This is a genomic window from Myxococcales bacterium (assembly GCA_012513515.1).
In the GTDB taxonomy this organism is placed as follows: domain Bacteria; phylum UBA10199; class UBA10199; order 2-02-FULL-44-16; family JAAZCA01; genus JAAZCA01.
The window spans coordinates 1-16,658 of the sequence record JAAZCA010000009.1 but is presented as its reverse complement, the minus strand read 5'-3'; the positions used below and the strand labels follow the sequence as shown (position 1 = coordinate 16,658).

Here is a 16,658-nt window from a genome sequence, read left to right as displayed (position 1 = left end):
CATCTCTAGCTTCTGTTTTTCCGCCAGTCACCAGTCACGGCAGTTACGGGATCCCCGATTACACCACTCGGGGATGACAAGCGCATAGCTTTTAGAGTCGCCCTGAATTTGCTGATTTTTCAGAGGTTACTAAAGCCATCTGGATGGAGTTTGAAAAACTGCAAGTTACATCTTGATTTTTTGTTACATCTTGATCTTCTTCAGGGGATGCTGACCCCGGAAAGAGCTTATGAAAAATTCGATGATAGACATTAGATGCGTGAATACGCTGAGGATGTTGGCTATCGATCAGGTGGAGCGCGCTAAGTCGGGTCACCCCGGAATGCCGCTGGGGGCCGCACCTATGGCTTATCTGCTATGGGCCGAGTTTTTGAGACACAATCCAAAAAATCCCTCATGGCCCAACAGGGATAGATTCATCTTGTCAGCAGGGCATGGATCAGCCCTCCTGTATGCGCTTCTTCATCTGTTCGGCTATGATCTACCGATTTCCGAACTCGAAAATTTCAGGCAGTGGGGAAGCCGCACCCCCGGCCACCCGGAGTACAATATAAATCTGGGGATAGAGGCTACCACGGGGCCTCTGGGTCAGGGGATTGCCATGGCTGTCGGGATGGCTGTTGCTGAAAGGTCGATGGCTGCCCGGTATAACAGGGAGGGATTTCCCATCGTCGACCATAGGACATTCGTCTTGTGCTCTGACGGGGATCTCATGGAAGGGGTCGCCTATGAGGCCGCATCATTTGCGGGGCACCAGCGTCTTGGTAAACTAATCTGCCTTCACGATGATAATCATATATCCATCGAAGGGGAGACGGAGCTGGCCTTTACCGAGGACATCGGAAAGCGCTTCAGGGCCTATGGATGGCATGTCGATAGAGTCAGGGACGGCAACGACATGGGTTCGATCTCTGCCGCGATAAAAGAGGCTATGAAGGAAGACCGTCCCTCCTTTATATCGGTCAGAACGCATATAGGTTTTGGTTCTCCGAAGCAGGACAGCGCATCTGCGCACGGCGCACCTCTGGGGGCTGGCGCTTCTCGCATCACTAAGGAATTTTACGGATGGCCAGCCGACAGGAGTTTTTTCATTCCCGACGATGTGCGCCTGCGCGTCGAAGAACTTTCGAAGCGGGGAGGGGGGCTTGCGGCGAGCTGGCAGGAACTTTTTGAAAGCTATTCGAAGCTCTATCCCGACGAGGCCAAGTGTTTCGAGAGGGATATTGCATCGGTTCTGTGCGATGGTTTGGATTTGAAGATTCCGGAATTTTCCTCCGGCGAGAATATCGCTACGAGAAGTGCTTCTGGAAAGGTCATCAATTCAATTGCCCCATTTGTGCCGAACTTGGTCGGCGGTTCGGCTGACCTAGCGCCATCTAACAATACCGAGATATCCGGCGCAAGCTATGCATCACATGAGTTTCCAGAAGGAAGAAATATCCACTATGGGGTGAGGGAACATGCCATGGCTGCGATTACCAATGGCATTGCCCTTCATTCCGGCTTTATTCCGTACTGTGGGACCTTTCTGGTTTTTTCCGATTACATGAGGCCAGCGATACGCCTTGCAGCGCTAATGGATCTGCACAGCATCTTCATATTCACCCATGACTCGATAGGTGTCGGTGAGGACGGCCCGACGCATCAGCCGATTGAGCATCTGATGTCGCTTCGAACGATTCCGGGACTTTTTGTCATTCGCCCGGCGGATGCGAATGAGACTGCCGCGGCGTGGAAATTCGCGCTCGAGTGCAAGAGCCCTGTAGCGATTATTCTCTCGAGGCAGAATCTTCCCGTTCTACCGGTCGATGAATATCCGGTGCACGCCGGTGTCGCAAGAGGGGCATACATACTGAAGGGAAGGGCGTGGCCGGACCTTATACTCATAGCCACCGGTTCGGAGGTCCATCTTGCCATGGCGGCTGCGGAAATTTTGGAGAAAAAGGATCTCAATGTAAGAGTGGTCTCCATGCCGTCCTGGAAGATATTCGAGATGCAGGATGTCGGATACAAAGAGAAGGTCCTTCCAGCCGATGCGAAAAAAAGGATTTCAATAGAGGCTGGTATCACGCTGGGATGGGAGAGGTATATTGGAAGTGAAGGGCGTGCGATAGGGATCGACAGGTTTGGCGCTTCGGCGCCGGGGCCAGTGGTTATGGAAAAGATGGGTTTTACGATTGATCACGTAGTGTCGGTAGCTATGGAGTTGGTCGGGAAGGGGCAATAAGATCAAGCCCCGACATCCCCGCAGCGCTTTTCTACCTGCGCTTTTAGCCTTGCATGCGCATCTTTGGAAAAAAAGACATTCGATTTTTCCACCATGTGATGGGGGTTATAACTTTCCTTTGCCTTGCGCAGTCCCTCTATTCCCAGATCCTGCTCGCGATTTACGAATTTAAATTCAGCGAGGTGATTTTTCGCAAACCAGTTGTTGACCAGCTGGTACAGCCCCTTGAAATTTCCCGAGGCCTTTTCGAAGTGGATGACGGCGGTCTCGGAGTTCAGTTTTTCCCCGATTGTGAACGCCTCGACTTTTCCATAGATCCTTATCGCGGCCCCTGTTACCGGGAAACTGTCGTAGTTTTCAAGGATCGTCCTTATTGCGCGATATTCGTGACAGAGGCCGGGCTCGGTTCCGCATTTTCTCGATTCGCACCATCTCTTCATGAATTCCGTCACCTCGCTCAGGTTTTCAGAGCCGATCTCCTCGTAGGAACATTCGTAGTTTTCCAGGCACTGGTTGAGAAGGTTCTTCTTGGCGTGAAATCTGTTTCCTGAGAGTGATGCGAGTTCTTCTCTCATATAAACATAATCATGATTTGCTCTGTCATCCGACCTTTCGAAGCCGCGAATAGCTATGTTATGCGGAATTCTTTCGGCGGCGATCACTGGCTTTCCCGATATCTTTTGAATTACCGTAGCCGCATCGCCAAGTTCGATATTCCCCAGCGGTGCGCCGTATATCGACATGAATTCCCCGTGGTCGGCGTAGAATATCAGTCCGTTTTTTGAGTCGGAGATTATGCCGACAGGATGCGATTCCTTCCAGGCATAGAGGTTGGTAAAGGTCTGTTCGGACGCAATTGGTGGAAATGCCGCGAGCGCTTCGAGTGCGATATCCCTGTGCTCCATCGATATCAGGCCAAGGTCTTTCATGATATCTTCCTGAAATTTTTTTTCATCATCCTGTGTTCGATTCCTATCTCTATGAACGGTTCACCCTCTATTTTATATCCGAGCTTTTCGAAAAATGGCGCAGAGGTGTGACGTGCATGCAGATAGACCTCCTCGATTCCTTCGGATATCAGCCTTTTTTCCATCTTCCTCACCAGCATGGCCCCCAAACCTTGGCCGCGATATTTTTCGTGTACCGCCATCTGATAGAGCCTCCCAGTTTTTCCCTGAGGGCGAAAGAGAACGCAGCCGACCGGAATTTTTCCGTCGAGCGCTATCAGATGAAGGCTCTCCCTTTCGAAGGGGAATTCCTCGGTTCCGGCATCGAGGCCCAAAGGTTTTCTCAGGACCTCGACCCGCAAAGCGCGTTCCATGGGGTATAGCGGGTCTTGCGTATTTATGAATCGTATCTCCATGTGTGAGTCGGACTATCCATCTCTTCGACAAAAAAGACAATAGCAAGCTTTTTAGTTTTCTATTGAGTCGGCCACAGATCTATGTTCATTTCGGGGCCTAACTGCGAAGGAGGATTAAATGGCCTACATCCTAGTTGCCTTGGCATCGCTGGTGGTTTCGGCCCTGACTCTTTTTTCGGGATTTGGCCTCGGCACGCTGCTTATGCCGGTCTTTGCGCTCTTTTTCCCGGTGGAACTCGCCATCGCCGCGACTGCGATCGTCCACCTTGCCAACAATATTTTCAAGGTCTTTCTCGTGGGCAGAAAGGCGAGGCTCAAGGTCGTTGCCGCCTTCGCAATTCCTGCCACGATCGCCGCCGTGATCGGAGCGCTTTGCCTTGGATATTTCGTCGATATCGCACCGATTTACTCATACGAGCTTTTCGGAAGAAGCCTCGATCTTACCGCGGTAAAACTTACGATAGGCATTCTGATCGTTATCTTCGGTCTCTTGGAGATAATTCCGTTTTTTGAAACTATCGCCCTCGATTCCAAATATATCCCTCTCGGAGGATTTCTTTCCGGATTCTTCGGCGGGCTTTCCGGCCATCAGGGGGCTTTAAGGACCACATTTCTCATGCGCCTGGGGATGCCGAAGGAGGAATTCGTCGGTACCGTTGTTCTCTCCGCGGTGATTGTGGATGTTTTCAGGATAGCCGTCTATGGCTTCACATTTATGCGGCTGGAACTTTTTTCCTCCGGAGATTCGGCGATAAGGGGACTGGTCGCCGCGGGAATAATATTCGCATTCATAGGTTCATTTACAGGTGCGAGGATCTTGAAAAAAGTTACGATGAAATTTATCAATAGATTGGTTGGTGCGATGCTTATAGCATTGGGGTTTGGAATCGCAGCTGGGGTGTTATGACAAAACCTAAAATAGATTCCGTTCTAAAGAAATGCCATCTCTTTGCCGAGCTCGACCCTCGGTCGATATCGGGTATCGCCGCCCTCGCATCGGAAAAATCTCTTGCAGATGGTGAAATTCTATTTTCGGAAGGGGATGAGGCCGCCTTTCTTTTTATCCTCGAATCCGGAGCGATCGATTTGGTGAAATATTCTTCGGAAGGGAGGGAGAGGCTTGTTCGCAGCGTCTCTCCGGTGGAAATATTTGCCGAGGCCGCCGTTTTTTCAGGCGAGGAATATCCGGCCACCGCGGTAGCTAGAAAAGATTCCAGGGTGGTTGCGATAAGAAAAGACCGACTCTCATCATTCATAAGGAAACATCCCGATGTTTCGATGAAGATGATGGGCGTGATGTCATCCCTTCTCAGACATTTGAATTCCCTTTTATCGGAGCTCTCCCTCGACAGCGTCGAGGCGCGTCTTGCCGCCTACTTTGTAAAGCGCGCCCGAAAACAGGGGGCGGAGTTTTTTTTGGGGATGCAAAAACGTGAGCTCGCCTCCAGATTGGGGACGGTTCCGGAAACTTTTTCAAGAAATTTAAAGAAATTTTTGAAAGCGGGGTTTTTGCAGATCTCGGGCGGCAAGGTAAAGATATTGAATATCAAGGAGTTGTCTCGCATCGCCTCCGGGTGTAAAAAATCTGAAAATTGATCTCAGTCAATTACATCGCTTTTTTTTGGCTGTAGGTTCCAGCCCGGATAACAGAGGAGACAGGGATGCCAAAGGTCATCAGGAAGATCATCAAGATAGACGAAGAAAAATGCGACGGCTGCGGGCTGTGCATTCCCTCATGCAAGGAGGGGGCGCTTCAGATCGTGGACGGCAAGGCGAGGCTGGTAAGCGATGTCTATTGCGACGGCCTTGGCGCATGCCTAGGCGAGTGCCCGCGCGGCGCCATCACTATAGAGGAACGTGAGGCCGAGGCCTTCGATGAAACAGCTGTAGAGAAACAGGCGATGCGCGAAGGCAGTAGTACTATCCCTGATGAAACTAAGGGGTGCAGTTCTTCCAACCAGTCACGAGTTACGAGTAACGAGTCACCGCTTCCATGCGGCTGCCCCGGCACGATGGCGAAGGAACTCAAGGTTGCGGGAAAGGCTAAGGCTGAGGCTAAGGTTGAGGCGCAGCGCAACAAGTGCTGTGGAATTGCGAGCGAACTTACGCATTGGCCCGTTCAGCTGGCCCTGATCCCGGTCAATGCCCCCTATCTGAAAAACGCCGATCTGCTTCTTCTGGCCGACTGCACCGCTGTCGCGTATGCAAATCTACATCACGATTTTATCAGGGGGAGAGTCGTTGCGATGGCCTGCCCCAAGCTAGACAACACCGATCCCTACGTGCAAAAACTCGCCGCGATGATACAGACAAATGATTTTCGTTCAATCGAGGTCGTCATGATGGAGGTGCCTTGCTGCGCCGGACTTTTTTCGCTTGTGCAGAGGGCTGCGGAATCGTCAGGAGTGAGGGTGCGCATCAAAAAGACGATCATAAGCCTGGAAGGAGGAGTCAGGGAAGATGATTAGCTCTGTTACTATGGACTATTGACCATAGACAATTGACCAAAACCTAAATAGGTTCGTGAATTGTCGCTTAACTTTCAAAAGGAGAATATGTATGGACACGAAAATGTTTTGCTATCAGTGCGAACAGACGGTCGGAGGCAAGGGATGTACGATGAAGGGGGTATGCGGCAAGGAGCCCGAGGTATCCTCGATGATAGATCTGTTGGTGCAGAGCGCAAAGGACGTTTCTGTGCTGGCACACGAAGCTAGAAAACGAGGCATCAAGACGAGAGATGCCGACCTTTTCGTCGTAGAGGCGCTTTTTACGACAGTCACGAACGTGAATTTCGACGAGAATAGATATCTTCCATTTATAGAGAAATACAAGTCGATCAGAAAAAATCTGGCAGATGCCCTCGGCAAGGATGCGCCAGCCCCTTCATTCGAACCGGCAAAGGACCTGGCCTCGCTCGAGAAACAGGCTGGACACTTTTCAATTCCAGATCGCAAGACCAAGCTCGGCGAAGATATCGTCGGATTGCATGAGACTCTGGTGTACGGTCTTAAAGGGATGGCGGCCTATGCTGACCATGCTCACGTGCTCGGCCAGGAGGACGATTCGGTATTCGCGTTTTTCCACGAGGCGCTTTCATTCCTCGCCTCCAACCCTTCCGACGTCAACGAACTTCTCGGAAAGATTCTCAAGTGCGGCGAGGTCAATCTCCGCGTCATGGAACTTCTAGACGCCGCCAACACTGGCACCTATGGCCACCCAGTTCCAACCAAGGTTCGCGTCACGCCGGTGAAGGGGAAGGCGGTGCTCGTTTCAGGGCACGACCTAAAAGATCTCGAGATGATACTCAAGCAGACGGAAGGGAAGGGGATAAACGTCTACACGCACGGAGAGATGCTGCCGTGCCACGGATATCCGCAGCTCAAGAAATACAAACACCTCGTCGGAAATTACGGTGGCGCATGGCAGGACCAACAGAAGGAGTTCGACGCATTTCCGGGTTCGATAATAATGACCACCAATTGCATCCAGAAGCCGCGCGACAGCTACAAGGCCAGGATATTCACGACAGGCCTTGTCGCATGGCCCGGCGTCCATCACATAGCGGATAAGAACTTCGCTCCAGCGATAGAGATGGCGCTTTCATCCGATGGCTTTGCCGCCGATGGCGAAGAGAAATATATCACTGTAGGATTCGGCAGAAATGCGGTGCTAGGCGTTGCCGACAAGGTGATCGATGCGGTTAAATCCGGCGCGGTCAAGCACTTCTTCCTCATAGGGGGCTGCGACGGCGCGAAGCCGGGGCGCAATTATTATACCGAGTTTGCCGAAAGCGTTCCTTCAGATTCGGTGATACTGACGCTGGCTTGCGGCAAGTATCGTTTTAACAAGATGGAGTTTGGCGATATCGGCGGAATTCCGAGGCTTCTCGATATCGGGCAGTGCAACGATGCCTACTCGGCGATAAAGATTGCGGTGGCGCTTGCCGACGCATTCAAGTGCGGCGTAAACGATCTTCCTCTGTCGCTGATTCTTTCATGGTATGAACAGAAGGCCGTATGCATACTTCTCACGCTTCTTCATCTTGGAATAAAGAATATAAGGCTTGGGCCGAGTCTTCCGGCCTTTGTAACCCCTGCGGTGCTTAACGTCCTCGTGGAAAAATTCAACATAATGCCCACGACTACGGCTCAGCAGGACCTCAAGGCGATACTCGGCTAGTTTTTGAAATCGTATGCAAATGAGAAGAGCCGCCTTCGGGCGGCTCTTTTTTTACAACCCCTCTGCAGGGTGGCGTTTTTTTATCCTGACGATGGATTCGTAAAATTCCTCTTCCCAGAAGTCCTCGTCCTCTTCGTTTGCATCTATTATAAATTCTAGAATCGTGCGCTTATGTTTATGTTCCTTTTCGGAGGTGTCGGAATCGTCTTTTTCCTCCTCGACCTTGGCGCGATCGGTGATCTCGTCCTCAAACGCAGGCATCTCCGCCTCTCGAGTGCCCCTCTCCCAATCTAGTTATCGGTTGCTGCGGGATTCCAAGTTGCTAGAAATAATGCGGCCCAACTATCTATTCTTTTACCATGGACTGATCTATCCATTTCGTATACTACCGCCCACCATGAGAACCGAACCGGAATGCATACTTTGCCTTTTCAACCAGCTAAACCGCATATGCAAATACAGCGCTATGCCAAGGAGCGAGTCGATAGAACTCTTTCGCATCCTCGCGGCTATGGTAAAGGATCTGGATTTGGAGAGTACCCCTCCAGAGCTCTCCGTGCAGGTCCTCGACATGGTTAAGAAGAAATTTGCCGGCATTCACGATCCGTTTAAGCTGGTAAAAAAGATGGAGAATGAGCGCGCGGCGGAGATGCTGCCGAAATGCAGGGCCGCAATAAAAAAATCGAAATCCCCACTTGAGATGGCGGTGCGCTTTGCCACCGTCTCAAACGTTATCGATTACGGCCTGCCGGTCATGCTTGAGCTGAAAAATGCCATAACAAAACTTGCGATGAAAAAATTCGGGCGCCTCGATATCGATCTTCTGAAAAAGAGGCTCTCCCACGCCAAAAAGGTTTTAATCGTCGGTGATAATACGGGCGAGATATATTTTGATCGTCTGATGCTGGAATTTCTCCCGAAAAAGATCGACTACATCTACGCCGTGCGCTCTGCCCCTATTTTAAACGATTCCCTTTTGGAGGACGCAGTCGAGGCCGGAATCGGCGAGTTTGCCGAGATCATGGAGTCCGGTTCTACGATTCCGGGGACGCTTATAAAGAGCTGTTCCAAGGAATTTCGCGCTGCGTGCAAGAACGCCGACGTTATAATAAGCAAGGGGCAGGGGAATTTTGAGACGATGATAGATGAGAAGCTGCCGATCTTCTTCCTTTTTGCGGTGAAATGCGACGTGGTCGCGCACAATCTCAAGGTCGACAAGGGGACTATGCTCGCGATGGCGAGCCCGAATTATGCGTGGAAAAAGGCAGCGAAGAAGAAATGAAAAAGGAACTCCGCTTGTCGCAGGGCTTTTCCTCAGGAGTCAGTGGGTGGTGCAGGATTCGAACCTGCGACCCGCTGATTAAGAGTCAGCTGCTCTACCAACTGAGCTAATCACCCGCCGGCCCCTGACCTAACAGCCCTTCAAATCAAACAGAGTTCCTTTTTGTCTACCGTTTCAGCAATCGTCATATTTACAGGGTTATTAACCAGATGACGATTTGAGTGCCGCTTCCTAACGAATCCTTAGCAAAATGGCAAGTTTTTTTGAACTCATGCGCCATTTAGCAGAATTGCGACCCCAGCACATGATATTGCGGCGCCAACTAGCGCCCGCCAGCTTATCCTCTCTTTATGCACTAATGCGCTCATCGGCAATATTAGGATAGGCATCAGCGACATCAGCGTCGATGCTATTCCGACCGGAGCCAGTTTTAAAGCCGTCATCGAGAGCCAGACGCCGATAAATGGTCCGATAACAGCTCCCGCGAGAATTAGAAGGATAGGGCGCCTCTGCTTAAATTTCGACAGCACGCTTCCGAGCCTGCCCCGGAACATGCTGACGAGCCAAAACGAGCTGCCGCCGAAAAGAGCCCTTATAAATGTAGCCGTGAGCGGGTCCGCCCCTCCGGTTGCCATCGCCGGCTTTGCAAGCGTGAAGCTGACCCCCTGGATCAGGGCCGCCGCAAGTGCGAGTGATATTCCCCGTACGAGATGCGCTCTCTTGATTTTTAGGTGTTCTCCGCCGCCGTCTATCAAAACGAAACAGACCCCGAACAGCGTCACCGTCATCCCGATCCAGGCCGAAAAGGATAGCACTTCGTCTAAAAAGATGCGGGCCATCAGTGCACTTCCGAAGGGGTAGAGGTTGAATAACAAGATCCCGAGTTTAGGACCGATATCGACATAGCTTTGAAATAGGCATGTGTCGCATATGAAATATCCGACGATTCCGCTGGCAGCCAGAAGGAGAAAATCGGAGTTGGAAATTTCGATGGGAATCAAGGTTCCCTTCGAAATGAGTTGTGCCGTAGAGATCATGATGAAGCCGAACAGCATTCTGTAGTGGCTCATGGAGAAGGAGCCGATCTTGCGGCTCGCCGCCGTAAAAAACAGCGCGCAGGCCGACCATGAGAAGGCCGTAAGCAGCGCTGCGATTTCTCCCAAGTATGGCATGGCGCGGATTAAGAACAGAAAGCCGCCCGCTTGTCGAGCGGGATATCCTTTTAAAAACGACCATTGACCATCGACTATTGACCATTGGTTGACCGATGGAAAAGCGGGTTAATGCTGAGAAAATCTTAACCGCAATATGTATAAATCAATATTTGATCGAGCAATTCTGAAAACTAGTTACAATGGGCTCTTACATTCGCTTCTGTTTTGACAGGGTTCCCCCTTCGTCGACTGGGCGCACTTCGCCTCCCTATCCGTCGTCACAAATCATTCGCTTTCATCTGATTTGGATGTCCTCCGCTGTCGGCCTCCAAATCAGGAAAGCGATCTGATTTTTGACTTCCGGATACGGTCGGTCTCGTAAACGCGCCAATGTCTCCTACAGGGGAACCCCATCAAAACCATCGAAATCAAACACTGCCCATCTGAATAACGGAAAAGAAGAGGCGCTAGGGGCCCATCTTTCAAGGGCCTCTCGCAGATCGATGCGTCAATGGCTATAAGATGCATCGATCGAGAGCGGAGGTGCATTTGCGGGCCGTAACCCGCAAATGACACCGTACCTTGAAAGATGTGCCCCGGGAGCCTCTTTTCCGTTATTCACTGAATGGTATTATCCTTACTTGTAGATTTGATTATGAGTGAAAATAAAATATGTCGTAAAATATTTTGATAGTTACACTCAACCTCAACCTTCGTAATCTCTTCATTTGTACATTGCTTTGACCGTTCTCATATAATAGATGATCCCTATGGAATGGTACGTGATCCAGACAAAGCCTATGTCGGAAGACGGTGTTTGCGCCCTTCTTAAAAATGCGGGCATAGAGGCCTGCTCCCCGAAGATCCGCAGTGCGGTTCGGGGAAAGAGCTGCTCCACCTGCCGCGTGAAGTCTCTCTTTCCATCTTATATATTCGTGGCTGCCGATCTTAGTGACACCAACCTCCATAGGATGATTCGCTATACACGCGGGGTCAGAAAAATACTGGGTGACGGCGAGAAGCCGGTTCCGCTTCCAGACGGCATGCTGGATCTGATACTTGATCGCATGAGTGGGGAGGGAGTTATCGAACAGGGGCTCACGATGAAGAAGGGGGACTCCGTTCGCATCAGGCGCGGGGCCTTCAAGGACCTCATCGGGATACTCGAAAAACCCGCCACCGCAGCAGGCCGCGTCCGTGTCCTTTTGGAGATCATGCATCATCAGATCAAATGCGATATCTCCGCCGCGGATATAGAGAAGGAATAACCAATCATCGATAAGTTCTATTTCTGAAAGCAATTCTAAGAAGTCAGCGCTTGACATATTATCCGTATATATGGATAATTGTCCATATATATGGATAATAATCTACTGACGAAAACCCTCATTTCAAATCCGGTCTGGATGGTCCTTAACTTTCTTCTTCAAAATCCTGATCTTGAATTAAAATAGTCGAATGTGCGAAACAGTTTCTTGCCGCTTCTAAGGCGATTGTCTGTACAAATCAAGATTTGATCAAACAGTTCTGAAAACCAATTATAATGAGGTCCCGCATTCACTTCTCTTTTGACGGGGTTCCCCCTTCGTCGACCGGGCGCACTTCGCCTCCCTATCCGTCGTCATAAATCAGTCGCTTTAAGCTGATTTGGATGTCCTCCGCTGTCGGCCTCCAAATCAGGAAAGCGATCTGATTTTTGACTTCCGAATACGGTCGGTCTCGTAGACGCGCCAATGTCTCCTACAGGGGAACCCCATCAAAACCATCGAAATCAAACACTGCCCATCTTAAATAACGGAAAAGAAGAGGCGCTAGGGGCCCATCTTTCAAGGGCCTCTCGGAGATCGGCGTATCCATGGTTGTTATGCTACGCCGATCGAGAGCGGAGGTGCATTTGCGGGCCGTAACCCGCAAATGACACCGTACCTTGAAAGATGGGCCCCGGGAGCCTCTTTTCCGTTATTCAGATGATTTCTAATTGATGGTTATCTCCTGGGCCATCGAACCTCTATTTTATCATTGACCTTTTATTCCCATCACAATACAAGCGTTCAACTCCTGAGCGTTCATGAAATGAACATTCTTGTCGGATAAGGATTTTATTCTAAAAAATGTAGTAAAATCAATTAGTTCCTTGCAAGTGCGCATCTACCCAGATGCTCATATGGGCGGTAGCGTGTTTTAAATCAGAAGCTAGAATCTAGAAGTTAGAAGCTAGAAAGATGCCACGCGAAAAGATTAAAACTTACAGAGATTTGATAGTTTATACAAAATCATTTGATCTTGCGATGGAGCTTTTTCGGCTTACAAGCACTTTTCCAAGAGAGGAAAAGTACGGGCTGACCGATCAGATCAGAAGGGCCTCAAGGTCGATACCTGCAAACATAGCTGAAGGATGGGCTAAGAGAACTTTTGAAAATATCTTTAAACGCCATTTGATTGATTCCTCCGGATCATGTGAAGAAACCATGGTTTGGCTGGAGTTTTCCTTCCGGTGCAATTATATCGATTCTGAAAAATACAATTACTATTCTCAACAATATGACGAAGTCGGGAAGATGCTTTTTGCTCTTCACGATAAATGGTGTACTTATAAATGACTATCTCACTTCTCGCTTCTAGCATCTAGCTTCTAGTTTCTCCCATGCCCTTCCTATCTCACAATGAACTTACTGTGCTCGAATCCCTGCACGATTCCGATTCGGGGATATCGCAGCGCGAGATCGCGCGCCGCACGGGGCTTTCGGTGGGGCTTATCAACGCGGTCATAAAGAAGCTCGTAAAGACCGGCTACGTAAAGACCAGCCACTTGAACCGCCGTTCGCTCGATTATCTTCTCACACCGGAAGGTTTCGCACAGACGGCGATGCGTTCTTATCGCTACGTCGTGCGCACGGTGAAGTCGTACCGAGGAATTCAGATTCAGATGGAAGGGATCTTCGACAAGCTTTCAGGTGAAGGGATCTCAACCTATTATCTGAACGGCGATGGAGAGGTCGCGGAACTCATCGAGTATTTCTTTGCGAGGGGAAAGTGGGGGGCTCTCAGGCGCGGGATGCCGCTTAAGAGCGAGAGCAATTGCGTGATACTCAACGCATCACCCGAGCCCATGGAGAGCGACTCGCACAAGGTTGTAAATCTGATTCAGATCTTAAGCGATCCGAGTGTTCGCAAGAAGATCATCAAAATGGAGGAAAATCTGGAATGAAGATACTGGTCACGGGCGCTGCCGGCTTTATCGGCTTTCATATAACGAAGAGGCTTCTTTCCGAGGGGCATGATGTAGTCGGCATCGACAACCTGAACGACTATTATGATGTCACGCTCAAAGAGTCCCGCCTTGCAATTCTTTCGAAGGATGAGAAATTCGAATTTTTGAAAATGGATCTCGCCGATCGCGGCGCCATGGAAAAACTTTTTAACGAGCACGAATTTTCGAAGGTCTATCATATGGCGGCGCAGGCGGGCGTCAGGTATTCGATAGACAATCCCCATGTCTATGTGCAGTCCAATCTAGTCGGATTTCTGCACATTCTTGAAGGTTGCCGGAAACAGTGGACGAAAGATCAGAAGCTAGATGCTGGAAGCGAGAAGCGAGAAAAAAGCGGTTCTCTAGTTTCTAGCCTCTCGCCTCTAGCCTCTGTTGGTCGGCATTTAATATACGCCAGCTCCAGCTCCGTCTACGGCTCCAACACGAAGCTGCCATTTTCCACCAGCGACAACGTCGATCATCCGATATCGCTCTACGCGGCGACGAAAAAGGCAAACGAGCTGATGGCCCACACCTACAGCCATCTCTACGGGATTCCGACGACAGGCTTGCGCTTCTTCACCGTCTACGGGCCGTGGGGAAGGCCGGATATGGCACTTTTTAAATTCACCAAGCGCATACTCGCGGGCGAGCCGATCAAGGTCTTCAACGAGGGGCACATGAAGAGGGACTTCACCTACATAGACGACATCGTCGAAGGGGTGTTGCGCGTAGGGAATAGATTTCAGGTGGAGCAGAGACTAGATTCTAGAAGCGAGAAGCGAGAAAAAAGCGGTTCTCTAGTTTCTAGCCTCTCGCCTCTAACTTCTGATCTTTATAAAGTCTACAACATCGGCAACAACAACCCCGTAGAGCTGCTCGATTTTATAAAGGCGATCGAGGATAAACTCGGCAAAAAGGCGAAGATGGAGCTCCTTCCTATGCAGCGCGGCGATGTCCCTGCCACCTATGCCGATGTCGATGATCTGATGCGGGATGTGGGGTTTAAACCCTCGACGAGTATCAGGGATGGAATAGACAGATTCATCGATTGGTATCTTTCGTATTATGTATAAGGCTCTTAAGATTCGATAAGAGGTCTTCAACGGGGATTTTTATGATCAGTGCCATTTTGAATCAGCGAAATATGTTAATAAAAACAGTATGTTATAAAAAGACGCTCGCTGCTATGACAGGTAATTGCGACATACTGCAATATTATGTGCGTTTAGTTGCATCACTATTGATAGAAATAAGGTAAGGAACAATTTGTTATTGTCGTAACTCCTTGTTAATGTGTCATATTATCGTACTGTCAAATGTACTCGACAAAAATAGCGTTAAAGTGTAGTATATAAACGACATGAACCCCAGAATCGAAGAATATCTAGAGCAGGCAAATCCTTGGTGGCATGGTAAGCGATTCGATAACTTTATCGGCAAGCCGCGCCCGAGATATGTCGAAAACATTTATAAATCTTTTTCGTTAAATGAGATAAAGGTTCTCTATGGAGTGAGGAGATCCGGGAAGAGCACCATTCTTTATCAGCTCGTTCAAAAACTTCTCGAGGATGAAGTCCCGACCGAAAATATAATATTTGTGAATTTTGAGAATAACATCTTCCTGCCGCATCTGGAAGATGTGAATTTTTTGGACAGCATCCTCGAATTTGCAAAATCCCTGACCAATCCCAAGGGGAGAATTTATCTCTTTTTCGACGAGATTCAGGAAGTCGCAGGCTGGGAAAGCTGGGCGAATAAGATTTATGAGCAAAAAAAATCCATTCATCTGCTGCTTACGGGTTCCTCTTCAACGCTTCAGTCGGCCGAGCTTGCGACGCTTCTGACGGGTCGCAACCTCTCTTTTGAAATCAAGCCCCTCGATTTTCAGGAATACATATTTTTCAAAAAGGGGACTTCGGTCGAGAAAAAAACTTTTTCTCAGTACGGCGACGAAAAAAGTGAGCTGGCATATTATTTTCGGAATTATCTTCATGAGGGAGGTTTCCCGGGGGTCGTTTTGACCGAAGATCGGTCTTTGCAGGAAAGCCTCCTCAGGCAGTATTTTCAGGATATAATATATCGCGACCTTGTCAGAAAATATAATGTTCGCCAGCCCGTAAAGCTTGAGAATCTGGCGCTTTATCTGATGTCGAACGTGGGGCGGGCCCTAAGTTACAGGAATATTGCCGGCTCCATGGGAATAGCCGTCGATACTCTCAAGGAATATATCACCTATTTCGAACGCGCGTGCATATTTTCTTTTTTGTCCCCGTTTGCTTTTTCTTTGAAGCACAAGCTTCGCGAGACGCACAACAGGAAGATTTACACGGTGGATCTGGGATTGCGCAATGTCATGGCGACGAGCTTTGACAGTGACGAGGGGTTTTCGGTGGAGAACTTGGTTTATAACAAACTCAAAGGGGAAAAGCTGCTCGGATACAATGAAGCCCCCGAGATAGATTTTGTATTCAATCGGGATGGTAAAAACCACCTCGTTCAGGTTTCCGTCGGCGAAACTCTGCCTGAGAGGGAATTTTCAAACCTCGAGAAGTCCGATTTTAAAAATTCAACCAAGTGCATCGTTTCTGACAACCTTTATTCAGCTGAAGGTGATGTCGACATAATTCCGGCCTGGCAATATCTGCTATGATTTTTGGGGTCGGAGGAATCGATGTTAAAAACAAGATCGGTTAATATTTGCATTTACATCGATAATAATATATAAATATAATCGTTATGAATAATAATATTATTAAAAAAGTCATTTTTGATCAGGAAGCTTTGATTAAGGAGAAGCTGGAAAACAATAATATTATCAATAGATTAGGATTTGATAAGTGTAAAAAGACTCTGGCAAGCCCAAACGTTTTGCTTTTAAGCGGTCTAAGACGTGCCGGAAAGTCAATATTTGGGCATCTTCTGCTGAAAGGTAGCAAATATGCCTCGATTAATTTTGATGATGAACGATTGATATCTTTTAAAACGGAAGATTTTAATTCTCTTCTCGAAACGTTTTATTCAATCTACGGGGACTTTGAATATTTACTGTTTGATGAAATACAAAACATCAAAGGTTGGGAACTTTTTATCAATAGGTTAAGAGAAAAATACAAGATTGTTATCACGGGTTCAAACGCAAATCTTTTAAGTGGTGATTTGGCAACACATCTTACTGGAAGATATAGCGACTATGTTTT

General features: G+C 48.9%; 16 protein-coding genes and 1 tRNA gene. 12 read left to right on the top strand and 5 right to left on the bottom strand.

Annotated features, from left to right (window positions below; genetic code table 11):
• Positions 1–229 precede the first annotated feature (229 nt).
• Positions 230–2,227, top strand: a complete 1,998-nt coding sequence (gene tkt, locus GX659_01900) for a transketolase (protein NLD27543.1) — start codon at positions 230–232, stop codon at positions 2,225–2,227.
• 2 nt (positions 2,228–2,229) lie between these two features.
• Here the strand turns inward: tkt and GX659_01895 are convergent, their stop codons facing one another.
• Positions 2,230–3,156, bottom strand: coding sequence for a DUF2156 domain-containing protein (locus GX659_01895; protein NLD27542.1), 927 nt, complete (start codon positions 3,154–3,156; stop codon positions 2,230–2,232).
• The gene (locus GX659_01890; protein NLD27541.1) at positions 3,153–3,590 is read right to left on the bottom strand and encodes a GNAT family N-acetyltransferase; all 438 of its coding nucleotides are present in this window, start codon (positions 3,588–3,590) and stop codon (positions 3,153–3,155) included. The genes GX659_01895 and GX659_01890 overlap by 4 nt, the downstream gene beginning before the upstream one ends.
• Positions 3,591–3,708: 118 nt before the next feature.
• Here GX659_01890 and GX659_01885 point away from each other — a divergent pair, with 118 nt between their 5' ends.
• From GX659_01885 to hcp, 4 genes are all read left to right on the top strand, one after another.
• Positions 3,709–4,497 (top strand): TSUP family transporter, encoded by a 789-nt coding sequence (locus tag GX659_01885; protein ID NLD27540.1) that lies wholly within the window; start codon positions 3,709–3,711, stop codon positions 4,495–4,497.
• Positions 4,494–5,186 (top strand): Crp/Fnr family transcriptional regulator, encoded by a 693-nt coding sequence (locus tag GX659_01880; GenBank protein ID NLD27539.1) that lies wholly within the window; start codon positions 4,494–4,496, stop codon positions 5,184–5,186. Before GX659_01885 ends, GX659_01880 begins: the two co-directional genes overlap by 4 nt.
• Before the next feature lie 65 nt (positions 5,187–5,251).
• A complete protein-coding gene (locus GX659_01875) occupies positions 5,252–6,058 on the top strand; it encodes a 4Fe-4S binding protein (protein NLD27538.1) in 807 nt (268 codons plus the stop codon).
• Positions 6,059–6,161: 103 nt separating this feature from the next.
• The gene (hcp, locus tag GX659_01870; GenBank protein ID NLD27537.1) at positions 6,162–7,772 is read left to right on the top strand and encodes a hydroxylamine reductase; all 1,611 of its coding nucleotides are present in this window, start codon (positions 6,162–6,164) and stop codon (positions 7,770–7,772) included.
• A 51-nt stretch (positions 7,773–7,823) separates the two neighbouring features.
• Here hcp and GX659_01865 read toward each other — a convergent pair whose 3' ends face one another.
• The gene (locus tag GX659_01865) at positions 7,824–8,033 is read right to left on the bottom strand and encodes a hypothetical protein (GenBank protein ID NLD27536.1); all 210 of its coding nucleotides are present in this window, start codon (positions 8,031–8,033) and stop codon (positions 7,824–7,826) included.
• Positions 8,034–8,169: 136 nt separating this feature from the next.
• Here GX659_01865 and GX659_01860 point away from each other — a divergent pair, with 136 nt between their 5' ends.
• Positions 8,170–9,054, top strand: a complete 885-nt coding sequence (locus GX659_01860) for a DUF89 family protein (protein NLD27535.1) — start codon at positions 8,170–8,172, stop codon at positions 9,052–9,054.
• A gap of 43 nt (positions 9,055–9,097) precedes the next feature.
• Here GX659_01860 and GX659_01855 read toward each other — a convergent pair.
• Both GX659_01855 and GX659_01850 read right to left on the bottom strand, forming a co-directional pair.
• A tRNA-Lys gene (locus GX659_01855) sits at positions 9,098–9,170 on the bottom strand.
• Positions 9,171–9,323: 153 nt separating this feature from the next.
• Positions 9,324–10,226, bottom strand: coding sequence for a DMT family transporter (locus tag GX659_01850; protein NLD27534.1), 903 nt, complete (start codon positions 10,224–10,226; stop codon positions 9,324–9,326).
• Positions 10,227–10,978: 752 nt separating this feature from the next.
• Here GX659_01850 and GX659_01845 point away from each other — a divergent pair.
• The 6 genes from GX659_01845 to GX659_01820 all read left to right on the top strand — a co-directional run.
• Positions 10,979–11,476: a hypothetical protein gene (locus tag GX659_01845; GenBank protein ID NLD27533.1), complete on the top strand. Its 498-nt coding sequence runs from the start codon at positions 10,979–10,981 to the stop codon at positions 11,474–11,476.
• A gap of 954 nt (positions 11,477–12,430) precedes the next feature.
• The gene (locus tag GX659_01840; GenBank protein NLD27532.1) at positions 12,431–12,808 is read left to right on the top strand and encodes a four helix bundle protein; all 378 of its coding nucleotides are present in this window, start codon (positions 12,431–12,433) and stop codon (positions 12,806–12,808) included.
• 44 nt (positions 12,809–12,852) lie between these two features.
• Complete coding sequence (locus GX659_01835) at positions 12,853–13,416, top strand: winged helix-turn-helix transcriptional regulator (GenBank protein ID NLD27531.1); 564 nt, start codon at positions 12,853–12,855, stop codon at positions 13,414–13,416.
• The gene (locus tag GX659_01830; protein ID NLD27530.1) at positions 13,413–14,534 is read left to right on the top strand and encodes an NAD-dependent epimerase; all 1,122 of its coding nucleotides are present in this window, start codon (positions 13,413–13,415) and stop codon (positions 14,532–14,534) included. The genes GX659_01835 and GX659_01830 overlap by 4 nt, the downstream gene beginning before the upstream one ends.
• 287 nt (positions 14,535–14,821) lie before the next feature.
• Positions 14,822–16,111 (top strand): ATP-binding protein, encoded by a 1,290-nt coding sequence (locus GX659_01825; protein ID NLD27529.1) that lies wholly within the window; start codon positions 14,822–14,824, stop codon positions 16,109–16,111.
• An 86-nt stretch (positions 16,112–16,197) separates the two neighbouring features.
• Positions 16,198–16,658: AAA family ATPase (locus GX659_01820; GenBank protein NLD27528.1), on the top strand; the 461-nt coding region annotated here is incomplete at its 3' end.

Excerpts from the sequence above, each read along its gene's own strand:
- GX659_01895 (NLD27542.1), bottom strand. The coding sequence starts at position 3,156 with ATGAAAGACCTTGGCCTGATATCGATGGAGCACAGGGATATCGCACTC.
- hcp (NLD27537.1), top strand. The coding sequence starts at position 6,162 with ATGTTTTGCTATCAGTGCGAACAGACGGTCGGAGGCAAGGGATGTACG.
- GX659_01840 (NLD27532.1), top strand. The coding sequence starts at position 12,431 with ATGCCACGCGAAAAGATTAAAACTTACAGAGATTTGATAGTTTATACA.
- GX659_01845 (NLD27533.1), top strand. The coding sequence starts at position 10,979 with ATGGAATGGTACGTGATCCAGACAAAGCCTATGTCGGAAGACGGTGTT.
- GX659_01830 (NLD27530.1), top strand. The coding sequence starts at position 13,413 with ATGAAGATACTGGTCACGGGCGCTGCCGGCTTTATCGGCTTTCATATA.
- GX659_01860 (NLD27535.1), top strand. The coding sequence starts at position 8,170 with ATGAGAACCGAACCGGAATGCATACTTTGCCTTTTCAACCAGCTAAAC.
- GX659_01875 (NLD27538.1), top strand. The coding sequence starts at position 5,252 with ATGCCAAAGGTCATCAGGAAGATCATCAAGATAGACGAAGAAAAATGC.
- GX659_01850 (NLD27534.1), bottom strand. The coding sequence starts at position 10,226 with ATGCCATACTTGGGAGAAATCGCAGCGCTGCTTACGGCCTTCTCATGG.
- GX659_01885 (NLD27540.1), top strand. The coding sequence starts at position 3,709 with ATGGCCTACATCCTAGTTGCCTTGGCATCGCTGGTGGTTTCGGCCCTG.
- GX659_01825 (NLD27529.1), top strand. The coding sequence starts at position 14,822 with ATGAACCCCAGAATCGAAGAATATCTAGAGCAGGCAAATCCTTGGTGG.
- GX659_01880 (NLD27539.1), top strand. The coding sequence starts at position 4,494 with ATGACAAAACCTAAAATAGATTCCGTTCTAAAGAAATGCCATCTCTTT.
- tkt (NLD27543.1), top strand. The coding sequence starts at position 230 with ATGAAAAATTCGATGATAGACATTAGATGCGTGAATACGCTGAGGATG.
- GX659_01865 (NLD27536.1), bottom strand. The coding sequence starts at position 8,033 with ATGCCTGCGTTTGAGGACGAGATCACCGATCGCGCCAAGGTCGAGGAG.
- GX659_01890 (NLD27541.1), bottom strand. The coding sequence starts at position 3,590 with ATGGAGATACGATTCATAAATACGCAAGACCCGCTATACCCCATGGAA.
- GX659_01835 (NLD27531.1), top strand. The coding sequence starts at position 12,853 with ATGCCCTTCCTATCTCACAATGAACTTACTGTGCTCGAATCCCTGCAC.